Origin of the sequence: Pseudoalteromonas sp. Z9A6 (assembly GCF_011378805.1) — a bacterium.
GTDB lineage: Bacteria > Pseudomonadota > Gammaproteobacteria > Enterobacterales > Alteromonadaceae > Pseudoalteromonas > Pseudoalteromonas distincta.
The window spans coordinates 1-19,831 of record NZ_WTKZ01000030.1; the positions used below are offsets into that span (position 1 = coordinate 1).

Here is a 19,831-nt window from a genome sequence, read left to right on the forward strand (position 1 = left end):
ATCTACCGCTATAAAGTATCTACCTTCGTTATCTTTCGTCCAGCCAAAGGCTGTGTTGAGTACAACATTAGCGGTTTTACGGCCAACGCCTGGTAGGGCTTCTAGGGCTTCACGATTTTCTGGCACGATGCTGTTATGTTCATCTACCAATATTTGGCACATTTTGTACACGTTGGCAGCTTTAGAGTTAAATAAGCCTATGGTTTTTATATAATCACGCAGTGTATCGTGACCTAAATCTAAAATGGCTTGTGGTGTATTAGCAACAGGGAACAACTTTCGAGTGGCTTTATTAACGCCTACATCAGTTGCTTGTGCTGAAAGAGTTACTGCTACTAGTAACTCAAATGGGCTTGAATATCCAAGCTCTGTAACTGGGTGCGGGTTATCGTCGCGCAGGCGCGACAGTATTTGGTGACGTTTTTCTTTATTCATGCAACTTAAAACGTATTAGTGCTAATTGTTGCTCTAATACGTTTTCCCCTTAAGTTAAGCTAGTAACACGTGCTCGAGGACCTTTTTCAGCCTCTGGCGGTGCAACTTGTTTTGATTTTATTTGTGCGTCAATTACGTTTTTTGCAGCAATAAGTAGCCCAAGCCCTAAAAAGGCACCCGGTGGTAAAATTGCCAGTAAAAATTGGTTATCAAAGTTAAATACTTCTATGCGCATGCTCTGTGCCCATGGGCCAAGTAATAAATCGGCTCCGTCAAACAGCGTACCTTGGCCAATGAGTTCACGCATAGCTCCTAACACTAACAATACAGCCATAAAGCCTAAGCCCATCATTAAGCCGTCAAATGCTGATAAATGAACAGGATTTTTAGAGGCGTATGCTTCGGCGCGGCCAATAATGGCGCAGTTAGTTACAATCAACGGGATAAAAATTCCCAATGATTGATATAAACCAAAGGTATAAGCGTTCATAAGTAATTGAACTATTGTTACAAAGCCCGCGATGATCATTACAAATACAGGTATACGAATATCTTTTGGCACCCAGTTACGCACAATCGATACGGTAACATTTGAGCCTATTAGTACGAGTAAAGTTGCTAAACCTAAACCTAAGGCATTTGTTACCGTTGAGGTAACGGCAAGCAGTGGACATAAACCTAAAAGCTGTACAAGGGCAGGGTTATTTACCCATACACCTTCTTTGTATAATGTTTTTAACTCACTCATTTAGCTACCTCCATACATTCAGCATTAGGTGCTGCAAAAATATCATCAAAATTAGTTTGTGCGAATAATACGGCATTTTTAACAGAGCCCACAACAGCACGTGGCGTTATGGTCGCGCCTGTAAATTGATCAAACTGGCCGCCATCTTTTTTAACAGCCCAGCGAGCGTCTTCTTCGCCTTCAACCGTTAAGCTTTTAAATGTTGTGATCCAAAGTGATTTTTTAACTTCTACTTTGTCACCTAAACCAGGGGTTTCTTCGTGTTTAGTCGTACGGACGCCAGCAATAGTGCCATCGCTTAATACCGCTGTTAATAAGTTAATATCGCCACTGTAGCCGTTTGGCGTAACATGCCTAATAACAACAGCGACTGGTTTATTGTTTTTACGAGCACGGTAAATTACTTGATTTGCGTATGGGCCTAGTTTTTCGTCAGTAATAACTACGCAATCTTGTGATAATTGATTGTCGTACGATTTTGGGTCGAGCACTTCTTGTAGCTGCGCAGTAAGTTGCAGTTGTTCTTGCTCTGCAATCTTATCGGCAGTAAGCGCGTTGATAGAGGCAACTAAGCCAGTTGTTGCTAATGCAAACGCAGTTAAAATAGCACCATTTTTAGCCATTGACGAAATGATCATTTTACTGCTCCATGGCCATAAGTACGTGGCTGTGTGTAGTAGTCTATTAGTGGCACTGCAATATTAATCAGTAATACGCTAAATGCGATGGCATCAGGAAAACCACCAAAGGTACGAATTAAATAAATTAGTAAGCCAATTAGTGCGCCATAAATTAAGCGCCCTTTGTTAGTTGTTGCTGCAGATACCGGATCGGTTGCTATAAAAAAGGCTCCCATCATAGTGGCACCACTTAATAAGTGAAATAGGGTGCCCGGCTCTGTACCTGGTGATGCGATATAACCAATAGCACTACATACAGCTAAAGTTGCGATAAAACTGACAGGAATATGCCAGTTAATTATTTTTGCTTTTAATAAGTATAAACCACCGGCTAAAAAGCCTAAGTTAACCCAGGCCCAACCAAGGCCAGCCCATTCGTTAAATATTGGCTTTTGCATGCTTTCGGTAACGGTTAAACCGTGTGCTATGTCTGTCTTAACAGTATCCAGCGGTGTTGCCATTGTTAGGCCATCAACCCCTGCACGTACTTGATCTAGACTAAACCCAGAGGCCGTAAAATCGGTAAATATTAGCCTTAGCTGATCAGCAAAGCCTATTGGCGTATTTATTAAATCGCTAACAGGCAACCATGCGGTCATTTGCACCGGAAACGAAACTAACAGCAGTACATAAGCCGCCATTGCTGGATTGAATAAGTTAAACCCGAGGCCGCCATAAAGCTGTTTAACTATAACAATAGAAAATAAACAGCCAATCACGATTATCCACCAAGGGGCAAGTGGTGGAATACTCAATGCCAATAACACGGCAGTAAGCCACGCACTGCCATCACTTAATGCAGGCCAAACAGGGCGCTTTCGTATTAGCATTATTGCAGCTTCAAATATGCTTACAGCAACAAGCGCTAGTACTAGTTGAATAAGCACACCTGTACCAAAAAAGAAAACTTGAGCAATTAGCCCAGGAATACACGCAGCAATAACGCTAAGCATTAATCGCGTTAACGATTTGTGGCTGTGATTATGCGGTGAACTGGCCATGGTTAGTTTCATGACTGATTATTTCCTTCTTTTTGTAACTTTTTAGCTTTTGCTCTCGCAATTGCAGCAGCCACGGCGGCTTTTTTCTTATCGTCGGCTGATTTAGGTTTATCTGCGTTAATAAGATCTGATGAGTCATCGGTGTTACTTTCTGCACTCTTAGGTGCTGCGCTATCAACTTGTAGCTGAGTTTGCTCGGTATCTTCTAGTGCTTTAGCTGCTTTTTTAGCTTTAGCGCGGGCAATAGCCGCCGCTACCGCTGCTTTTTTGTCATCAACAGGGGCATCAGTTTGTGGTTCTTCACTTGTGGTTTGCTCGGCTTCTTCTAATGCTTTAGCTGCTTTTTTAGCTTTAGCACGAGCTATGGCCGCCGCTACCGCTGCTTTTTTATCATCAACAGGGGCATCACTTTGTGGCTCTTCACTCACGGTTTGCTCAGCGCCATCTAATGCTTTAGCCGCTTTTTTTGCTTTAGCGCGCGCAATGGCCGCCGCTACCGCTGCTTTTTTATCATCAACAGGGGCATCGCTTTGTGGTGCTTCATTTGTTGATTGTTCAGCGTTATCTAATGCTTGTGCTGCCTTTTTGGCTTTAGCACGAGCAATGGCCGCAGCTACCGCTGACTTTTTATCATCAGCAGGGGCATCGTTTTGTGGCTCTTCATTTGCTTGTGCTGCCTTTTTGGCTTTAGCGCGAGCAATGGCTGCAGCAACTGCTGATTTTTTATCATCAACGGGTGCAGTCTCGGCCGATTCATCTGTTTGAGATTTTTGCTCTTTATATTTACGCGCTTGTTCTTTACGTAGTGCGCGTTCTTTTGCTACTTCGCTGTTATCTGGCTCTAGTTCTTCGCCTTGTTGCTTTTTAGCTTTAGCGCGTGCAATAGCGGCAGCAACAGCTGATTTTTCATCGCCGTTATCTGATTTATTTTTAACACGGGCTAGTGCCTCAGCTACTTTTTGTTTTTCGTCAGCAGATTTAGCAGCAGGTTTGCGTTTATGGCGGTTTTGGCGTTCTTCTTGCTCACGCTCTAAACGTTCTTTTCGGGCGTCAAAACGCTCTTTTGCTCTGTCAGCTTTAATTTTGTCAGCTTGTTGTTCTTTAATTTCAACTTTGGCTATACGGTAGTACTGTACAAGAGGGATTTCGCTTGGGCACACGTATGCACAAGCACCACATTCAATACAATCAAATAAATTGTGCTCTTGTAGTTTGTCGTACTCTTTTGATTTAGCAAACCACTGCAATTGTTGTGGTAATAAAGAAGCAGGGCAGGCATCGGCACAGGCGCTACAACGTATACAGGCTTTTTCAGGGCCGGGTTCCGCTAGCTCTTTATGATCAGGCGCTAAAATACAGTTGGTTGTTTTAACTATGCCGATACGTACTGTGGGTAGCGTAAAGCCCATCATTGGGCCGCCCATTACAACACTTTGTTGAGGTACAGGCGAGAACCCTTGGCAATCAAGTAAGTGCTTTATTTCAGTACCAAGTAGTGCCCATACATTTCCAGGTTTATGAATAGTGTTGCCTGTTACTGTAACTATACGTTCAATTAGCGGTTTACCTTCATAAACGGCTTGTTGTACGGCAAACAAAGTACCCGTGTTATGCACTAAAATACCAATATCGGCTGGAATACCAATGCTAGGAACTTCACGGTTAGTAAGTAATTTAATTAATTGCTTTTCACCGCCAGATGGATAAATAGTTGGCACCGTTTGAATAATAATTTTTGAGTTATGCTCAGCTGCTTGCTTCATTGCTGCAATAGCTTCAGGCTTGTTATCTTCTATACCCACAATGCACAGTGTTGGGTTTAAAAGTTGCTGCATTATTTCAATGCCTTGGATAACTTCTTTAGCGTGTTCGCGCATTAAAACGTCATCGGCAGTAATATAAGGTTCGCACTCAACAGCATTTACAATTAAAAATTCGATAGGTTGCTTGGTATCTGCTTTTACATAAGTAGGAAAACCAGCACCACCCATACCGCTAATACCGGCTTGATGAATAATATTTATCAGCTCGTCATGACTAAGCTCAGCAGGATTTTTATTTTTATTTAGAGCTACCCATTCGTCTTTGCCGTCTGGTTCAATAATAACACTTAGTTCAGGCAGGGCCGATGGGTGTGCTGATGGCATAGGTGCAATATCAGTAACCACACCAGAGCTTGGCGCATGCACAGGTACCGACCAGTTAGCAGCAGGCGCTGTTAATGGTTGGCCTTTTAATACGTGTTGGCCTTTTTCTACAAGTAACTTACCGTTTGCACCTATGTGCTGCTTAAGCGCAACAATGAGTTTGTCGGGCAAAGGTAGGCGAGTGATACTCGCACTATTGGAGAGTGACTTTTGTTGTGGTGGGTGTATGCCGCCAGGAAATGCCCACACGGTGCCTTTTTTTATTTGTTCAAGTAACTTGTCCACTCAAACCTCTAATCTATTTGTGTAACAGGAATAGCGTCTAGCTGCCATTTCCAGTTTTGTTTAGTTTCGGCTACAGGTAGCATATCAATGCAATCTACAGGACAAGGCTCAACACATAAATCACAGCCAGTGCATTCATCAATTAATACAGTATGCATTTGACGAGTTGCGCCTAAAATAGCGTCAACTGGGCAGGCTTGAATACATTTGGTACAACCAATACATTCGTCTTCGCGAATATAAGCCACTGTTTTTATAGGTTCTGCTTGCTCACCACCGGCAAGTGGTTTTTCATCAACCCCCATTAAGCCGGCAAGCTTTTTCATGGTTGATTCACCGCCCGGTGGGCATTTATTTATTTCATCGCCATTAGCTATGGCTTCGGCGTAAGGGCGACAACCCGGGTAGCCACATTGTCCGCATTGAGTTTGTGGCAAAATAGTATCAATTTGCTCAACAATAGGGTTGCCTTCAACACGAAAGCGTATTGCTGCAAACCCTAAAATAAGTCCAAAAACGAGTGCTAGCGAACCAATCGCTATCAAGGCATAAAACAAGGTCATATTAAAACTTCACTAATCCAGTAAAACCCATAAACGCCATCGACATTAAGCCTGCGGTGATCATTGCAATGGAGGCGCCTTTAAAAGGCGTAGGAACGTCAGCAGCAGCTAAGCGTTCGCGTAGTGCTGCAAACAATACAAGCACTAAAGAAAAACCAACAGCAGCACCAAAGCCATATACTGCAGATTGTAAAAACGAATGATCTTCTTTGATATTTAATAAAGCCACACCTAATACCGCACAGTTAGTGGTGATCAGCGGTAAAAATATGCCAAGTAAGCGATATAGGGTAGGGCTGGTTTTACGCACAACCATTTCGGTAAATTGCACTACAACAGCAATCACTAAAATAAAGCTCATGGTACGCAAAAATTCGATATCCAGAGGGATTAAAATATATTGATTAACTAAATAGCTAGTTACAGAGGCAAGCGTAAGCACAAACGTGGTTGCCAAAGACATACCAATCGCTGTATCAAGCTTACCTGATACGCCCATAAATGGACATAAGCCTAAAAATTGTACTAATACAAAGTTATTGACCAGAACGGTTCCAATCAATAACAAGACATATTCTGTCATGTGTGCCTCACGCTATTAAAGTCCTGCGTATTATCCTTTTTTCTGCCTCGATAAACAACATTTGCGAGCTGTTATCAGTTAAATAAACGTCAGGACAAACATATTGATCACAAGGCTGTAAAATTAATGTGATCTTGATGTAAGGATAAAATAGTAGAAACAAAAAAAGAGCAACGAATGCTCTTTTTTGTATTAATTGAAAACCTGATTAGATGTCTTTAGGTTTTTCTATGTAATAACCTTGCACACCATCTAAACACAAAGTTTCTATAATGTGTTTTTCTTCTTGGCTCTCAACGCCTTCAGCAAATACGCTAACACCAATACGGTGGGCTAAATCAACCATTAAGCGCATAAAGTACTGATTGTTTTTATCGTCTTCAAGGCCGCGAGTGTAACTTGCATCCATTTTAATAAAGTCAGGTTTTAAATCGCGGAAAAATTTAAATGATGTTAAGCCAACACCAAAACGTTCAACAGTTACGCGTGCACCAACGCGGTGAACCATGTCGATAAAGCGTTTACTAGCTTTGATGTTTTGTTGTAAACCAAACTCGCTAACTTCAAATACTAGTTTAGATGCAATGTGCGTATCTTTTAATAATCGGCGTTCTAGCCAAATTACAAACTGATCGTTGTGTGCACTAGAGGCTGTTACGTTTAAACCAAAAAACTTTTCAGATAAATTACGGCTTTTAACTTTTTCAAGAGAAGAGTCGATGATTAAGCGATCAATTTCTATTGCCATATCAAGCTTTTCGGCCATTGCTAAAAAAGAGGCGGTAGGCAGTACCTGATTGTCTTCTGTTTTAAATCGAACTTGTACTTCAGCGTAGGCTTTTATGCTTTTACCAAGCGGCATAATGTTTTGCATCACTAAATGCACACGCTTAGATTCAATAACTTCCTTAATAACCTTACGCCAGTTTTGATTACCAAAACCTGCACTCACATTATTAACTAAATCAGTTTCACGTTGTACGTGCCATGCGTTTACCTGTTTTGATTGCGCCATACTCATCGCGTTATCAACAACAGAAAGCAGTTCGCCTAAGGGCTTACCTTTTTCGTAACCTACAATACCTGTATTAGCTACCGAGCTTAACTCTTGGTTTTGTTGGTACTGCGTGAAACGCGATTGCAGGTTTTCACCAAAGCGCTCAGCTTCTTTTAAAGGAATGTGGGGGAGTACTACCGCAAAATCAGAGCTGTTTAATCTAAATACTTGGCTACCCGTGTAAGTGCCGCTTATGTGCTTAATAATATCAGCAACGCCTTTAACGTACTCGTCACCTTTTTGATAACCACGGCTTTGGTTTATAGCTTGTAGCTCGCTACAACGAACCATAGCTAAAGAGCCAAATGTACTTTGCTCAGTGTTTTCAATATTTTTTTCGTAGTACTCAACAAACATATTACGATTACCAAGCGAGGTAATTACATCTTTGTACGCTTCATGCTTGATAGTCATAGCAGCGCTTTGTATGTCTTCGTTTTTGTTTTTTAAAAAATGTGATAACCGATTAAAACTAGGTACTAAATCTTTTCCCATTTTTTTCAATCGAGTGCCATCTAATGCTGTTTCTAAATCATTATCAAGTTGGTTTTGATTGATATAAATATCGATAATGTCAGCAACTGTTGTACTTATATTTTTATTTAAATGATAAAAAATAGATTTCATTAGAATTATTGGAATAATAACTAAAATGGCAGAAATCAAAATAACAATAAATAGGGAAGTTTGTAGCTGCGACGCTAAATGCTCAATGTTAAGTACAAATTCAACTTTTATATCTGCGGCATCGTTCACAGCAAACTGTGGGCGTACAGAGTTAAAGTTAGAGAGTACAAAATCAGCAAACATTGGTAATTGAGTAGGGGGGTTAATGCTAAATACTTCAGCACCTTGGTAATCTCTTAGAGTAAAGCTTGAAAACGTATTACCATCTGCAATTGATTGTTTTAAATTTTGAGCAGAAATATCGTCTAAAGAAAGGTCATTAATATACTTAGTAACAGTTGTTTGTGCATTTTTTTGTGCATCACTTACCGCAGTATCAAAGCTTATAGATATGAAGTAGCTTCCTGCTGCAACACACAATAACCAAGAGATAATTTGTATAAAAATAAGTTTTTTAAATCCAGCCATGTTTTCAGTCTTTTAATGATCAAAAGGGAAGGAATCAAGTCCTTGATTAATAAACTAAGTACAGCGCATTAAAGAATTAAACTAATGCTTTAGTTATATAAGGAAGAGTAGTGGAAATAGCTTTGAATGTCTATGAAATTCTTAGAATTGGCTCCCCCTCCCCGACTCGAACGGGGGACCTGCGGATTAACAGTCCGTCGCTCTAACCAACTGAGCTAAGGGGGAACTAAAGTACTGATATTATTATGATTTGGCTCCCCCTCCCCGACTCGAACGGGGGACCTGCGGATTAACAGTCCGTCGCTCTAACCAACTGAGCTAAGGGGGAACTACATCATAAACATAAACTTGGCTCCCCCTCCCCGACTCGAACGGGGGACCTGCGGATTAACAGTCCGTCGCTCTAACCAACTGAGCTAAGGGGGAATCGTTTATGGTTGAAAACTTGGCTCCCCCTCCCCGACTCGAACGGGGGACCTGCGGATTAACAGTCCGTCGCTCTAACCAACTGAGCTAAGGGGGAAGCGTCTTGCCTTTCAACGGGGCGAAATATTAATGATGGAGCCGCAAAGTGTCAACATATAAAAGTCATAAATTGAAAAAATAGGTTTATTCGTTGTTTTTGTGTTCGATCTGCGTGATTTGTAGCTCTATTAAAGCTGTTTTTTTAAGAATTTAAGAATACTAATGCGAGTTTTATTATTGTTGAGTCTTTAAATTGGTTAAATTAAACACGCCATTAAAGCCACTTGTAATTAAAAAACAACTCAAAAACATAAAATTTCATTTTTTACTTTGGGGTATTCTTCGTATTTATTTACTTTTTTATTTTAATTTTCTAAAAATATACCTGCACGAATAGTCATAAAAGTATTTTTCCCCTTAATAGTGATCCAATTTTGATCTATAAATTGAGCATTTATTATCTTCGCTCAAAAATAGAACAATCAATAACTTAACTTTGTATTAAACGTTTTTTATTTACTAACGTATAACTATGTTAAGAAGAAAAATCGGCAAGCTTGCGTTTTCAGTGTGAGTTTATAAAAATGCCACAATTAGCAAATCAACAATTGATTAGACCTCAGCGAAAATTGCGAGTCTCTCAAGGCCTTTATAAATGCGGCTTTGAATGAGTTATCCACGGTTTCTGTGGATAACTCTGTTTATGAAACTTTAAGAACATCATCGGCACCAATGTTTTAGGGTGCTACAACGATTTCAAGCTTTTAAATCACTATTTTTTATTCATTGTAAAACAGTAGGTTATGTTTTGCTGGCTAATAGATGTAACTCCATGAATGAATTTTTTCGTAACGATAAACCAAGTAGTTGCTTTGTGTAAAAAAGCATCAGATAACACAGGGTGTTTGTAATAAAAGTTATAAAAATGTGTTTTAATTGTTTTTTGGCGTGTTTAGGCTCTATTTTAACAAAAAGATGTAAAAACCAAGTTTTACTATTTTTTAGAATATTTACTTCGTAATTACATCAATTGTAGTGATAAATCCGTGGCTTGAACTGCCTTGATGCTTTAAAATGATTCGTTCAGTAAAAGAGGCCTATTTATTTCATGCGCGCAATTTCAAAATCTCAGACTCGCCCAGATTTACTAAACGATCCTATCTTGTCTACATTAAAGACGATGACCATACCGATGATATTCGGCATGATCACACTAATGATGTTCAATATTGTAGACACCTTTTTTATAAGTTTACTTGGCACCGAACCGCTAGCTGCTGTGAGCTTTACATTTCCAGTTACTTTTACCGTTATTAGCTTAGCAATAGGGCTGGGGATCGGTACATCAGCAGTAATAGCGAAAGCGCTCGGCAGTAATAAAATTGATGAAGCACGTTTTGATGCCAGTATTTCTTTAATGGTTGGTGTGGTTTTGGTTATTGTATTGTCATCTGTTGGATATTTACTGATTGACCCCATATTTACTTTGCTAGGAGCGGGCGCACAAGTATTGCCGTTAATACATGAATACATGAATGTATGGTTTATCGGTAGCGTATTTTTAATAACCCCAATGATTGGTAACTCGGTACTGCGTGCCAGCGGTGATACCAAAACGCCAAGTATAGTAATGGGCGGAGCTGGGCTGATAAACGCCGTACTTGACCCAATACTTATATTTGGCTTTGGGCCGGTACCAGCGTTAGGAATTCAAGGCGCTGCCATAGCAAGTGTTGTTGCATGGTCGGTCGCTGTGGTTATTATTTTATATATATTAGTGGTTAAAAAACGTTTGTTGAGTCTCAAAGCGGGCAAGCAAACTGTAACTGGCGCTATTCGTAAAATATTAAAAATTGGTTTACCTGCTGCAGGTGCAAACATGCTTACACCCGTTGCAATGGCTGTAATGACCGCCTTAGTAGCGCATCATGGGCCAGAAGCCGTGGCCGCATTTGGAGTAGGAAGCCGGATAGAATCTATTGCAAGTATTTTAGTGCTTGCGTTATCGATGACATTACCGCCATTTGTGAGTCAAAACTTTGGGGCTGGCAAATTATGCCGTGTTAAAGAAGCGTATACCGACACACTAAAATTTGTGATGGTATTGCAATTTGCCATTTACGTATTACTAATTGCATTTTCAGGTGTAATAAGCCAATTATTTGGTAAAGAACAAGCCGTAATAGATGTAATTAAGCTCTTTATTTATACCATCCCATTAAGCTATGGCTTACAAGGGGTGATCATATTATCAAACTCATCGTTTAATGCTTTACATAAACCAATGAACGCATTGGTACTAAGCGTTATTCGTTTATTCATATTTTATGTACCATTTGCTTATATCGGCAACGAAATAGCCGGATTATTAGGGTTATTTATAGGCGCTGCCATAGGTAATTTATTTACAGCAATAGTGGCATATAAATGGTTTATGAAAAAACTAGAAGCGCTGAGCGGCGAATCGTTACAGGAGTGCAATAATTGAGCGACCATTTTCAGTTAAAATCACATTTCAAACCAGCAGGCGATCAGCCTACCGCCATTAAACAGCTATGCGAAGGTTTAGAAGCGGGGCTTGCACACCAAACGTTATTAGGTGCCACCGGTACAGGTAAAACCTTCACCATGGCCAATATTATTAGCGATTTAAACCGTCCTACAATAATAATGGCGCACAATAAAACATTGGCTGCGCAGCTATACGGCGAGATGAAAGAGTTTTTTCCTAAAAACGCGGTTGAATACTTTGTATCGTATTACGATTACTACCAGCCAGAAGCCTATGTTGTATCTAGCGACACATTTATTGAAAAAGATGCTTCGATAAATGAGCACATAGAGCAAATGCGTTTAAGCGCGACCAAAGCATTGCTTGAGCGTCGCGACACCATTATTGTGGCATCGGTATCGGCTATTTATGGTTTGGGTGACCCTAAATCGTACATGAAAATGATGCTGCTTTTAAAAGTGGGCGAAAAAGTCGATCAACGCGACATGCTACGCCGCCTTGCTGAAATACAATATACCCGCAATGATATAGATTTTAGCCGAGGTACATACCGCGTACGTGGCGAAGTAGTTGATATATTCCCAGCTGAGTCAGACACTTTTGCTGTACGTGTAGAAATGTTTGATGATGAAATAGAACGCTTAAGTATTTTTGACCCGCTTACCGGTGCTATTGAAAAGCACATAGTGCGCGCTACTATTTATCCTAAAACGCACTATGTTACCCCGCGTGAAAAAATACTTGGCGCTATCGAAAAAATAAAAGAAGAACTAAAAGAGCGACGCGCCCAGTTACTCAGTGCAAACAAATTAGTAGAAGAGCAACGTGTAGCACAGCGAACGCAATACGATATAGAAATGATGACCGAGCTTGGTTATTGCTCGGGTATAGAAAACTACAGCCGCTATTTATCGGGGCGTACGCCAGGCGATCCACCGCCAACATTGCTTGATTACCTACCTGATGACGCATTAATGATTATTGATGAATCGCATGTAACCGTATCGCAAATTGGCGCAATGTATAAAGGCGACAGAAGCCGTAAAGAAAACCTTGTTGAGTATGGTTTTAGAATGCCCTCAGCAATGGATAATAGGCCACTGCGTTTTGAAGAATTTGAAGCCATAGCACCACAAACTATTTATGTATCAGCAACGCCTGGCGACTTTGAGCTTGAGCGCAGCGCAGGCGAAGTAGCAGAGCAAGTAATTCGCCCAACAGGTCTGCTCGACCCACTTATAGAAGTACGCCCTGTGGGCGATCAGGTTGATGATTTACTCTCAGAAATATACAAAAGTGTGGAGAAGGGCGAACGCGTACTGGTAACTACACTTACTAAACGTATGTCTGAGGATTTAACAGACTACCTAAGCGAGCATAATGTAAAAGTACGTTACTTACATTCAGACATTGATACCGTTGAGCGCGTAGAAATAATTCGTGACTTACGAGCTGGCGTGTTTGATGTGTTAGTGGGCATTAACTTACTGCGAGAAGGCCTTGATATGCCAGAGGTGGCACTTGTTGCCATACTTGATGCTGACAAAGAGGGTTTTTTACGCTCGGCTCGCTCGCTGATACAAACTATTGGCCGTGCTGCTCGTCACTTAGATGGCCGCGCTATTTTATATGGCGACAGAATTACAAAATCAATGGCAAAAGCCATGGACGAAACAGCACGCAGGCGCGAAATTCAGCATGCATATAACGTTGAGCACGGCATAGAGCCTCATGCTCTGGCTAAAAAAATACTTGATGTAATGGATGTAGGCGAAGAAGCATCCCCTAAAGACAACCTTAAACTTATTCGTAAAGAGTCTAAAAAGGTTCTTAGTGCGAAAGAAATTGCCGTGCAAATTAAGCAGCTTGAAACCAAAATGCATGCATACGCAAGCGACCTAGAATTTGAAAAAGCGGGCTCTGTTCGCGATGAAATACATGAACTACAACAACAGTTGATTAATTAAAAATGACAGCAAACTTTACACCTCTTATTACTGCGCTTGAAAACGCGCCAATTTTAAAAAATGAACTGTGTCGTGTTTTTCATGGCCGAGGCCACAGCGTCGAAGCATTAAGCCATATTAATTTAGACTTTTACCCGCCAAGTTTATTTTTGGTTTCGTACGATGAAATTGATGAGCAAACACTAAGCGAGCTCACCAATGTTGTGTGGCAGTGGGCACAAAAAAATCAGCCTGAGCTTATTACGTCACTTGTGTACCAGCAACGTGCTGGCGTACAAAGCCAAAACACCGTGGTTTATGGACAATTACCTAACCCACATGTTGTAATCGAAAATGGCATTCGCTTTTTGGTTGATTTAAAGAGCCGCCAAAATACCGGAATATTTCCCGATATGCGTAGCGGCCGTGAATTTGTAATGGCTAATAGCAAGCATGGCAAAGTGCTTAATTTGTTTTCGTATACATGTGGGTTTTCGCTTGCTGCAATGCAAGGCGGGGCAGATCATGTGATGAATATGGATATGAGCAAAGGGGTACTTAAAGTCGGTAAGCAAAACCATCAACTAAACGGTTTTGAGCGCGGCGTCAGTTTTTTACCTCACGATATTTTAAAATCGTTTGGAAAACTAAAAAAAGCAGCCCCGTTTGATTTAATAATAGTTGATCCGCCAAGCTTTCAAAAAGGCAGTTTTATATTAACTAAAGATTATCAAAAAGTGCTGCGCAGGTTGCCAGAGTTACTTTGCGATACCACACAATTGTTATTGTGCGCTAATAGCCCAGAGCTTAGCGAAGAGGCGTTTAAGGCGTTAATAAACGAGCACACCCAAGGCGCAATTGAATTTGTACAGCGCCTAGCCCCCACCGAGCGTTTTATTGAAGTAGACAAGGACAAAAGTTTAAAAGCGCTTGTCTATAAAACGTCACAAATACCTGCTTAAATGAAGCTCAGTAAACGCCTAACTGCCATTGATACATTAATTTCGCAGCATCACGATATTATTTGGGATTGTTGCTGCGACCATGGTTATTTAGGCATGGCGCTATTAAAACGCGCAGCTGCAAACCAGGTTATTTTTGTAGATATAGTCGCCACTTTAATGAACGATCTAGAAGCGCAATTATCATCTATTAATAAATTACAAAAAACCTGTGATAAAAATCCGCAGTGGCAGGTCTTATGTCAGGATGTAGGCAAAATTGAAATTGCTCTAAGTAAAAGCCAAGTAGTTGTAATAGCGGGTGTTGGTGGTGAGCTGTTGTTAAGTTTAGTACAACAAATTATTGCTAATAACGCAGTGGAGCATTTAAATAATGTTCGGTTTATTTTATGCCCAGTGCATCACACTTATAAGTTGCGAGTGGGTTTAAAACAACTCGGTTTAGGGCTGATAAGTGAACAAATAGTTTACGACAACAAACGTTTTTATGAAGTGATTGAAGTGAGCTTTAGTACCAATAATGAAATTAGCCATACAGGCAACAAAATGTGGGACTTTGCTAGTACAGAGCACGCTATGTACCAACGACAACTCATAAATCATTATAATAAAATGCTCGATAAAGATAAGCCATACTATCAAAAAGTTATAACAGACTATCAAGAACTCACCGATAGTTAAAAAAGCCCAAAATTAGGGCGTACATGTGATCTAATTACGATATTGACGACGTAATGTGTTCATAGTTTATATCGCACTACGCGAGTTTATTTGGTTTATTTATGTCAGATAACAAGAGTCACATTAATCATTTGCTCAGCAATGAGCAAAAATGGCAACACAGTTACGAGCAACCTATTTCTTATGCACCCCTTGTGCAATTGGCTAATAGTAATTGGGTGGTGCCACAGCATTTTTTACGTTACAAGCACACGCTTCAAAGTGTAAACGAAGTACTTGAGAGTATTGAGTTTTCGGCTCACTTTAGAGTGCTCGCAGCACAAAAAGGTGAAGAAATCTATCTGCAAGTAGCAGTGCTGAGCCCCGATAACTACCAAAAAAGCGCATCTACTAACGAAGGCAAGGCCAAAAAACTATTATTTGGCAGACGCTGGATTGTAGAGGAAAACTTACCTACTTCAGAACTTATTCAAACCGCATTTTTAGCGTTAAAAGTAGCGCGTGAACACGAAGTAAGAGAGCTTTTTCAGTTAACGCAACACCATGCAACGAGTACACCTTTTAATAATCATCACGACTTACCTGTTATGGCGCAAAATCCAGAACTTGTGAAAGGACGCTGTGTACAAACATCAGTTAATGAGTTACTAAAACGTGTTGTGTTTGCAGGTGCAAACGTTACATTACAAGGTCATCAGCAAATAGCAGGGCAACACCTATACACCGTTGAGTTGTTATGTAACGAGTGTCAGTTAAGTGAATTTAATAACAAGACTATTTCGTTTTTAACGTCTGACTCGTCAGCTAATAGCTTTTTACATGGGTTTATTGCAGCCCTTGTTGCGACAAGCAATGAATACGTAAACGAGCAGTTTAAATACAAAGGTTTTGCCCGTTTTAGTAAGCACGTTGTAGTTGAACAAATAGGTAACCTAAGTATCGCTATGCGCTCGCCAAGCACCGTAGGGCTTTGCTCTATGGGTAAGCAACACGCTAATCAGTTAAACTTTGAGATAGACAGTGGGCGAGCACCACAGGGCTGCGGGCAAGCTATTGGTGGGTTTTTAGCTGCTCACGGCATTGAGCAGCCAGAAAATGCACATTTATATCCAAATTACCTATAACAACTTAAAGTTTATTAATTTCATCTTTAACGTTAAAGCTTGAATCAGTAACAATAGCCTCAAGTGTTTGTACACGCTCTTTTAATGCAAGCACTTGCGCGTTTGTCTCAGCTAATTGTTTATGGGCATCGCTGTTGTTGTTTTGCATTTTATGCTTAAACTCAAGGTGCTTTTTATACATATCGTAAACTACTCCTGAGCCAACCGAAATTAGCACAATAAGTACAATCATCGTAGTTCCAGACATAACCTCATTCCTTCTCATTTCATTATTCGTTTATGGTTAAAGTATAACCTTTAAGCGCTTTTGATAAAGCTGACAATTGTAACTTAATTTGTATACTTTATTTAAGTTCAGCTTTGAGCGTGTTCATCATTTATACACTTCAGATATTGTTTAATGGTTGCATAGCCACCATATAATAAACATAATTAATCAATACAGTGAGTTGCCATGTTAAATAATAAAATTCCACCGGTTATCGTTGTGCTTTTTTTTGCAGGCATAATGGCGCTTATTGCGCATTACAGTGTTATTGATTTCACCGCCTTTATTACCTACTTAGCAGCAAGTTTGGTCATTATTGGGTGTGTTTTTTGTATTGCAGGGGTGGCGAGCTTTAAAATAGCAAACACCACAGTAAGCCCAAATAAACCTGAGCAAGCGTCAAAACTTATTACGAGCGGCATTTATAAAATTTCGCGTAACCCAATGTACGTGGGTTTTGCATTTATTTTAGCAGGGTGGGGTGTTTGGTTAAGTTCCTTGTGGGCGCTTTTATGTATTATCGGGTTTATTGCGTATTTAACGTTTTTTCAAATAATACCCGAGGAGCGTGCGCTCACTAAATTATTTGGCGAAGAGTTTACCGCTTACAAAGCGCGCGTAAAACGCTGGCTGTAATCAATACCATTGACTTAAAACCTGACAAACAAAAAAGGCTATCGATGATAGCCTTTTTTTGTTTGCAGCAATTGTATTACTAATTAATTGCGGCTTATTCGTATTCTAACGGGTCTGTAATGTTATTTAGTGCAAATGCTTCAAGGCGTTCTTGGCACGCGCCACATTTACCACAGGCCTTTTCACGGCCGTTATAACAGGTCCACGTTTGGCTGTAATCTAAACCCATTTCAATACCGTCGGTTAAAATACCAATTTTAGTATTATTTAAATACGGGCTAAAAATTTCTACCGCGTCGTAGTTCGCAATACGACACACATCATCCATTTTTTGCACAAATTCAGGACGGCAGTCAGGGTAAATAGCATGATCCCCAGAGTGAGCGCCGTAATAAACTTGGCTAGCTTTAAGTGATACCGCGTAACCAACAGCAAGCGAGAGCAAAATCATATTACGATTAGGTACAATCGTACTTTTCATGCTTTCTTCTTCGTAATGGCCTTCAGGTACATCAATATCATCAGTAAGTGATGAGCCACCAATAAGTTGGTTAATCGCCGAAATATCAACAATTTTATGTGGAACGTTTAATTTTTCACACACACTTGCCGCTACTTTAAGCTCTTTTACATGACGCTGACCATAGTCAAATGAAAGGGCATATACATCATGGCCTTGTTGCAGGGCTTTATTTAATACGGTAAATGAGTCCATACCGCCGGAATAAATAACAACTACTTTTTGCGTCATATCTGTTTTGCTCTTAGTTTTAATAGAGGTTTATATCAGGGCGCGATATACTACACGGCCGCAGCTTAAATAACAATTTTTGCACAGCGCTTTTTGGTTTTTTAATAGTAGCAATTTGGCTGCTAGGTAGTAAGTGAGATCTCTTTTGTACAAAATTAATGAAGTGTTTGAAACCATTCAAGGTGAAGCTAGCTTTACTGGCACACCCTCAATATTTTTACGTCTGCAAGGCTGCCCAGTAGGCTGCTCTTGGTGCGACACCAAGCAAACGTGGGATGTTGATAATGTATATAAAGTATCGCTGGATGAAACTGTAGAAAAAAAAGCCGACTCAGATCATTGGGCTAACGCCAGTGCAGAGCAAATTTTAGCGTTGTTTCAATCACGTGGTTATACCGCAAAGCACGTAGTTATTACTGGCGGCGAGCCATGTATGTTTGATTTAAATCCAGTCTGTAACTTATTACACGAACACGGCTTTAGTACACAAATAGAAACCAGCGGCACGTTCGAAATACTTGCCCCAGAGCAAACATGGGTAACGGTATCACCAAAAATCAATATGCGCGGTGGTTATGAAGTACTTACCAGCACCATGAAGCGTGCCAACGAAATTAAACACCCCGTTGCCATGCAAAAGCATGTAGAAGAGTTAGAAGAATTATTTGCTAAAACAGGCGTTAATCCTAAGCTTGTTTATTTACAGCCAATTAGCCAAAAAGTATCAGCAACTAAACTCGCAATCGACACCTGTATTGCCAAAAACTGGCGCCTATCAATACAAGTACATAAGTATTTAGGAATTAGTTAAAGAGTTATATTGCGTATGTTGGGTAGAGCGAAGCTAAACCCAACAAATCTCCACTTCCGCACCATTTTCTAATAACGTTTTATAATATTTAAATACGTAGGTCGGATAAGCGAAGCGCCACCCGACAACCCTAAAGCACATATCTTCTTCGCTAATAGCCCTAACTAGTTTACTATGCGCGACTTAAAAATATTCTACTACTTACCACTAGGCTTATATGTCCGCAAACGCGCTTTACACCGACCTTTCTGATTACTACGACTTAATGTGTGCAGATATTAATTATCAAGCCCAAAGCAATTCTATTCACAGGCTGCACCAAATTTTTGGTAATGGCGCAAACACCCATCTCGATTTAGCGTGTGGCACCGGCCCGCATGTGCGCCACTTTATTGATAACGGTTACAAAAGTAGTGGGCTTGATTTAAACCAGCCAATGCTAGATAAAGCAAAAACGCGCTGCCCAGAAGCGCAATTTTCGTTGCAAAACATGAGTGAATTTAAGGTAACCGAGCACTTGGATTTAATTACCTGCTTTTTGTATTCAATCCATTACTGCGACGGCATAAATAAGTTAAAAGAATGCCTTGCCAGCGTACACAGCGCATTAAACGTAGGTGGAATATTTTGTTTTAACACGGTTGATAAAAACAAAATCGACAGCGATTCATTTGTAGAGCACACAGCAACAAGCGAAAATAGCTTCTTCACATTTCGCTCTGGTTGGCATTACAGTGGCACTGGCAGCAAACAGTTATTAAAACTCAGCATAGAAAAAACCACCGCAGATAAAACACTCGTATGGTACGACGAGCACCCAATGGTCGCTTTTAGTTATACCGAGCTTAAAGAAGCCTTAAAACCGTACTTCGAAATCCACATATTTGAACATGACTACGATAAAATAACCCCATGGGCAGAGCGCTCAGGCAACGCCATTTTTGTCTGCGTAAAAATTTAAGGCGAACATTCATCAAGAAGAGATAAAAGTTTGGGTAGAGCGCAGCGAAACCCAACAAGCTCCAACGAACCTCCAATACACACGGCCCAATAACCCCGCATTATATATTTGAAAACGTAG

At 40.3% G+C, this 19,831-nt stretch carries 18 protein-coding genes and 4 tRNA genes; 8 read left to right on the plus strand and 14 right to left on the minus strand.

Features of this window, described 5'->3' with window-relative positions; translation table 11 throughout:
- From GQR53_RS12125 to GQR53_RS12180, 12 genes are all read right to left on the minus strand, one after another.
- On the minus strand, positions 1-435 hold a 435-nt coding region (locus tag GQR53_RS12125; RefSeq protein ID WP_165744041.1), incomplete at its 3' end, for an endonuclease III.
- Between the two features lie 49 nt (positions 436-484).
- On the minus strand, positions 485-1,183 hold the full coding sequence (locus tag GQR53_RS12130) for an electron transport complex subunit E (protein ID WP_024595474.1): 699 nt from the start codon (positions 1,181-1,183) through the stop codon (positions 485-487).
- Positions 1,180-1,821 carry an electron transport complex subunit RsxG gene (gene rsxG, locus GQR53_RS12135; protein WP_149602385.1) on the minus strand — a complete coding sequence of 214 codons (642 nt, stop codon included), beginning with the start codon at positions 1,819-1,821 and terminating at the stop codon, positions 1,180-1,182. The genes GQR53_RS12130 and rsxG overlap by 4 nt, the downstream gene beginning before the upstream one ends.
- A complete protein-coding gene (gene rsxD / locus GQR53_RS12140; protein ID WP_165744042.1) occupies positions 1,818-2,876 on the minus strand; it encodes an electron transport complex subunit RsxD in 1,059 nt (352 codons plus the stop codon). The genes rsxG and rsxD overlap by 4 nt, the downstream gene beginning before the upstream one ends.
- A complete protein-coding gene (rsxC, locus tag GQR53_RS12145) occupies positions 2,873-5,296 on the minus strand; it encodes an electron transport complex subunit RsxC (protein ID WP_165744043.1) in 2,424 nt (807 codons plus the stop codon). Before rsxC ends, rsxD begins: the two co-directional genes overlap by 4 nt.
- 8 nt (positions 5,297-5,304) lie before the next feature.
- Positions 5,305-5,859: an electron transport complex subunit RsxB gene (rsxB, locus tag GQR53_RS12150; protein ID WP_002960333.1), complete on the minus strand. Its 555-nt coding sequence runs from the start codon at positions 5,857-5,859 to the stop codon at positions 5,305-5,307.
- Between the two features lies 1 nt (position 5,860).
- On the minus strand, positions 5,861-6,442 hold the full coding sequence (gene rsxA / locus GQR53_RS12155) for an electron transport complex subunit RsxA (RefSeq protein WP_008134172.1): 582 nt from the start codon (positions 6,440-6,442) through the stop codon (positions 5,861-5,863).
- A 208-nt stretch (positions 6,443-6,650) separates the two neighbouring features.
- Positions 6,651-8,594, minus strand: coding sequence for a GGDEF domain-containing protein (locus GQR53_RS12160; RefSeq protein ID WP_039487283.1), 1,944 nt, complete (start codon positions 8,592-8,594; stop codon positions 6,651-6,653).
- A 148-nt stretch (positions 8,595-8,742) separates the two neighbouring features.
- Positions 8,743-8,819, minus strand: a tRNA-Asn gene (locus tag GQR53_RS12165).
- 26 nt (positions 8,820-8,845) lie between these two features.
- Positions 8,846-8,922: transfer RNA gene (locus GQR53_RS12170), tRNA-Asn, on the minus strand.
- A 21-nt stretch (positions 8,923-8,943) separates the two neighbouring features.
- Positions 8,944-9,020: transfer RNA gene (locus GQR53_RS12175), tRNA-Asn, on the minus strand.
- A gap of 20 nt (positions 9,021-9,040) precedes the next feature.
- A tRNA-Asn gene (locus GQR53_RS12180) sits at positions 9,041-9,117 on the minus strand.
- A gap of 1,050 nt (positions 9,118-10,167) precedes the next feature.
- Here GQR53_RS12180 and GQR53_RS12185 point away from each other — a divergent pair.
- The 5 genes from GQR53_RS12185 (at position 10,168) to GQR53_RS12205 (ending at position 16,284) form a co-directional block, all read left to right on the plus strand.
- Positions 10,168-11,547, plus strand: coding sequence for an MATE family efflux transporter (locus GQR53_RS12185; protein ID WP_165744044.1), 1,380 nt, complete (start codon positions 10,168-10,170; stop codon positions 11,545-11,547).
- Positions 11,544-13,538: an excinuclease ABC subunit UvrB gene (gene uvrB / locus GQR53_RS12190; RefSeq protein ID WP_165744045.1), complete on the plus strand. Its 1,995-nt coding sequence runs from the start codon at positions 11,544-11,546 to the stop codon at positions 13,536-13,538. The genes GQR53_RS12185 and uvrB overlap by 4 nt, the downstream gene beginning before the upstream one ends.
- 2 nt (positions 13,539-13,540) lie before the next feature.
- Positions 13,541-14,479: a class I SAM-dependent methyltransferase gene (locus GQR53_RS12195; protein ID WP_165744046.1), complete on the plus strand. Its 939-nt coding sequence runs from the start codon at positions 13,541-13,543 to the stop codon at positions 14,477-14,479.
- Positions 14,480-15,160 (plus strand): tRNA (adenine(22)-N(1))-methyltransferase TrmK, encoded by a 681-nt coding sequence (locus GQR53_RS12200; RefSeq protein WP_165744047.1) that lies wholly within the window; start codon positions 14,480-14,482, stop codon positions 15,158-15,160.
- 101 nt (positions 15,161-15,261) lie between these two features.
- On the plus strand, positions 15,262-16,284 hold the full coding sequence (locus GQR53_RS12205) for a hypothetical protein (RefSeq protein WP_165744048.1): 1,023 nt from the start codon (positions 15,262-15,264) through the stop codon (positions 16,282-16,284).
- A gap of 4 nt (positions 16,285-16,288) precedes the next feature.
- Here the strand turns inward: GQR53_RS12205 and GQR53_RS12210 are convergent, their stop codons facing one another.
- Entirely contained in the window at positions 16,289-16,531 is a 243-nt protein-coding gene (locus tag GQR53_RS12210) for a hypothetical protein (RefSeq protein ID WP_010553668.1), read from the minus strand.
- Positions 16,532-16,738: 207 nt separating this feature from the next.
- Here GQR53_RS12210 and GQR53_RS12215 point away from each other — a divergent pair, with 207 nt between their 5' ends.
- The gene (locus GQR53_RS12215; protein ID WP_165744049.1) at positions 16,739-17,188 is read left to right on the plus strand and encodes an isoprenylcysteine carboxylmethyltransferase family protein; all 450 of its coding nucleotides are present in this window, start codon (positions 16,739-16,741) and stop codon (positions 17,186-17,188) included.
- A gap of 94 nt (positions 17,189-17,282) precedes the next feature.
- Here the strand turns inward: GQR53_RS12215 and queC are convergent, their stop codons facing one another.
- Complete coding sequence (queC, locus tag GQR53_RS12220; protein ID WP_002960416.1) at positions 17,283-17,939, minus strand: 7-cyano-7-deazaguanine synthase QueC; 657 nt, start codon at positions 17,937-17,939, stop codon at positions 17,283-17,285.
- A gap of 145 nt (positions 17,940-18,084) precedes the next feature.
- On the opposite strand from queC, the gene queE reads away from it, so the two are divergent.
- Together queE and GQR53_RS12230 are read left to right on the plus strand one after the other, a co-directional pair.
- On the plus strand, positions 18,085-18,750 hold the full coding sequence (gene queE / locus GQR53_RS12225; RefSeq protein WP_002960417.1) for a 7-carboxy-7-deazaguanine synthase QueE: 666 nt from the start codon (positions 18,085-18,087) through the stop codon (positions 18,748-18,750).
- 217 nt (positions 18,751-18,967) lie between these two features.
- Complete coding sequence (locus tag GQR53_RS12230) at positions 18,968-19,711, plus strand: class I SAM-dependent methyltransferase (protein ID WP_165744050.1); 744 nt, start codon at positions 18,968-18,970, stop codon at positions 19,709-19,711.
- Positions 19,712-19,831: the final 120 nt, after the last annotated feature.

Excerpts from the sequence above, each read along its gene's own strand:
- GQR53_RS12130 (WP_024595474.1), bottom strand. The coding sequence starts at position 1,183 with ATGAGTGAGTTAAAAACATTATACAAAGAAGGTGTATGGGTAAATAAC.
- rsxG (WP_149602385.1), bottom strand. The coding sequence starts at position 1,821 with ATGATCATTTCGTCAATGGCTAAAAATGGTGCTATTTTAACTGCGTTT.
- rsxD (WP_165744042.1), bottom strand. The coding sequence starts at position 2,876 with ATGAAACTAACCATGGCCAGTTCACCGCATAATCACAGCCACAAATCG.
- rsxB (WP_002960333.1), bottom strand. The coding sequence starts at position 5,859 with ATGACCTTGTTTTATGCCTTGATAGCGATTGGTTCGCTAGCACTCGTT.
- rsxA (WP_008134172.1), bottom strand. The coding sequence starts at position 6,442 with ATGACAGAATATGTCTTGTTATTGATTGGAACCGTTCTGGTCAATAAC.
- GQR53_RS12160 (WP_039487283.1), bottom strand. The coding sequence starts at position 8,594 with ATGGCTGGATTTAAAAAACTTATTTTTATACAAATTATCTCTTGGTTA.
- GQR53_RS12185 (WP_165744044.1), top strand. The coding sequence starts at position 10,168 with ATGCGCGCAATTTCAAAATCTCAGACTCGCCCAGATTTACTAAACGAT.
- GQR53_RS12195 (WP_165744046.1), top strand. The coding sequence starts at position 13,541 with ATGACAGCAAACTTTACACCTCTTATTACTGCGCTTGAAAACGCGCCA.
- GQR53_RS12200 (WP_165744047.1), top strand. The coding sequence starts at position 14,480 with ATGAAGCTCAGTAAACGCCTAACTGCCATTGATACATTAATTTCGCAG.
- GQR53_RS12205 (WP_165744048.1), top strand. The coding sequence starts at position 15,262 with ATGTCAGATAACAAGAGTCACATTAATCATTTGCTCAGCAATGAGCAA.
- GQR53_RS12210 (WP_010553668.1), bottom strand. The coding sequence starts at position 16,531 with ATGTCTGGAACTACGATGATTGTACTTATTGTGCTAATTTCGGTTGGC.
- GQR53_RS12215 (WP_165744049.1), top strand. The coding sequence starts at position 16,739 with ATGTTAAATAATAAAATTCCACCGGTTATCGTTGTGCTTTTTTTTGCA.
- queC (WP_002960416.1), bottom strand. The coding sequence starts at position 17,939 with ATGACGCAAAAAGTAGTTGTTATTTATTCCGGCGGTATGGACTCATTT.
- GQR53_RS12230 (WP_165744050.1), top strand. The coding sequence starts at position 18,968 with ATGTCCGCAAACGCGCTTTACACCGACCTTTCTGATTACTACGACTTA.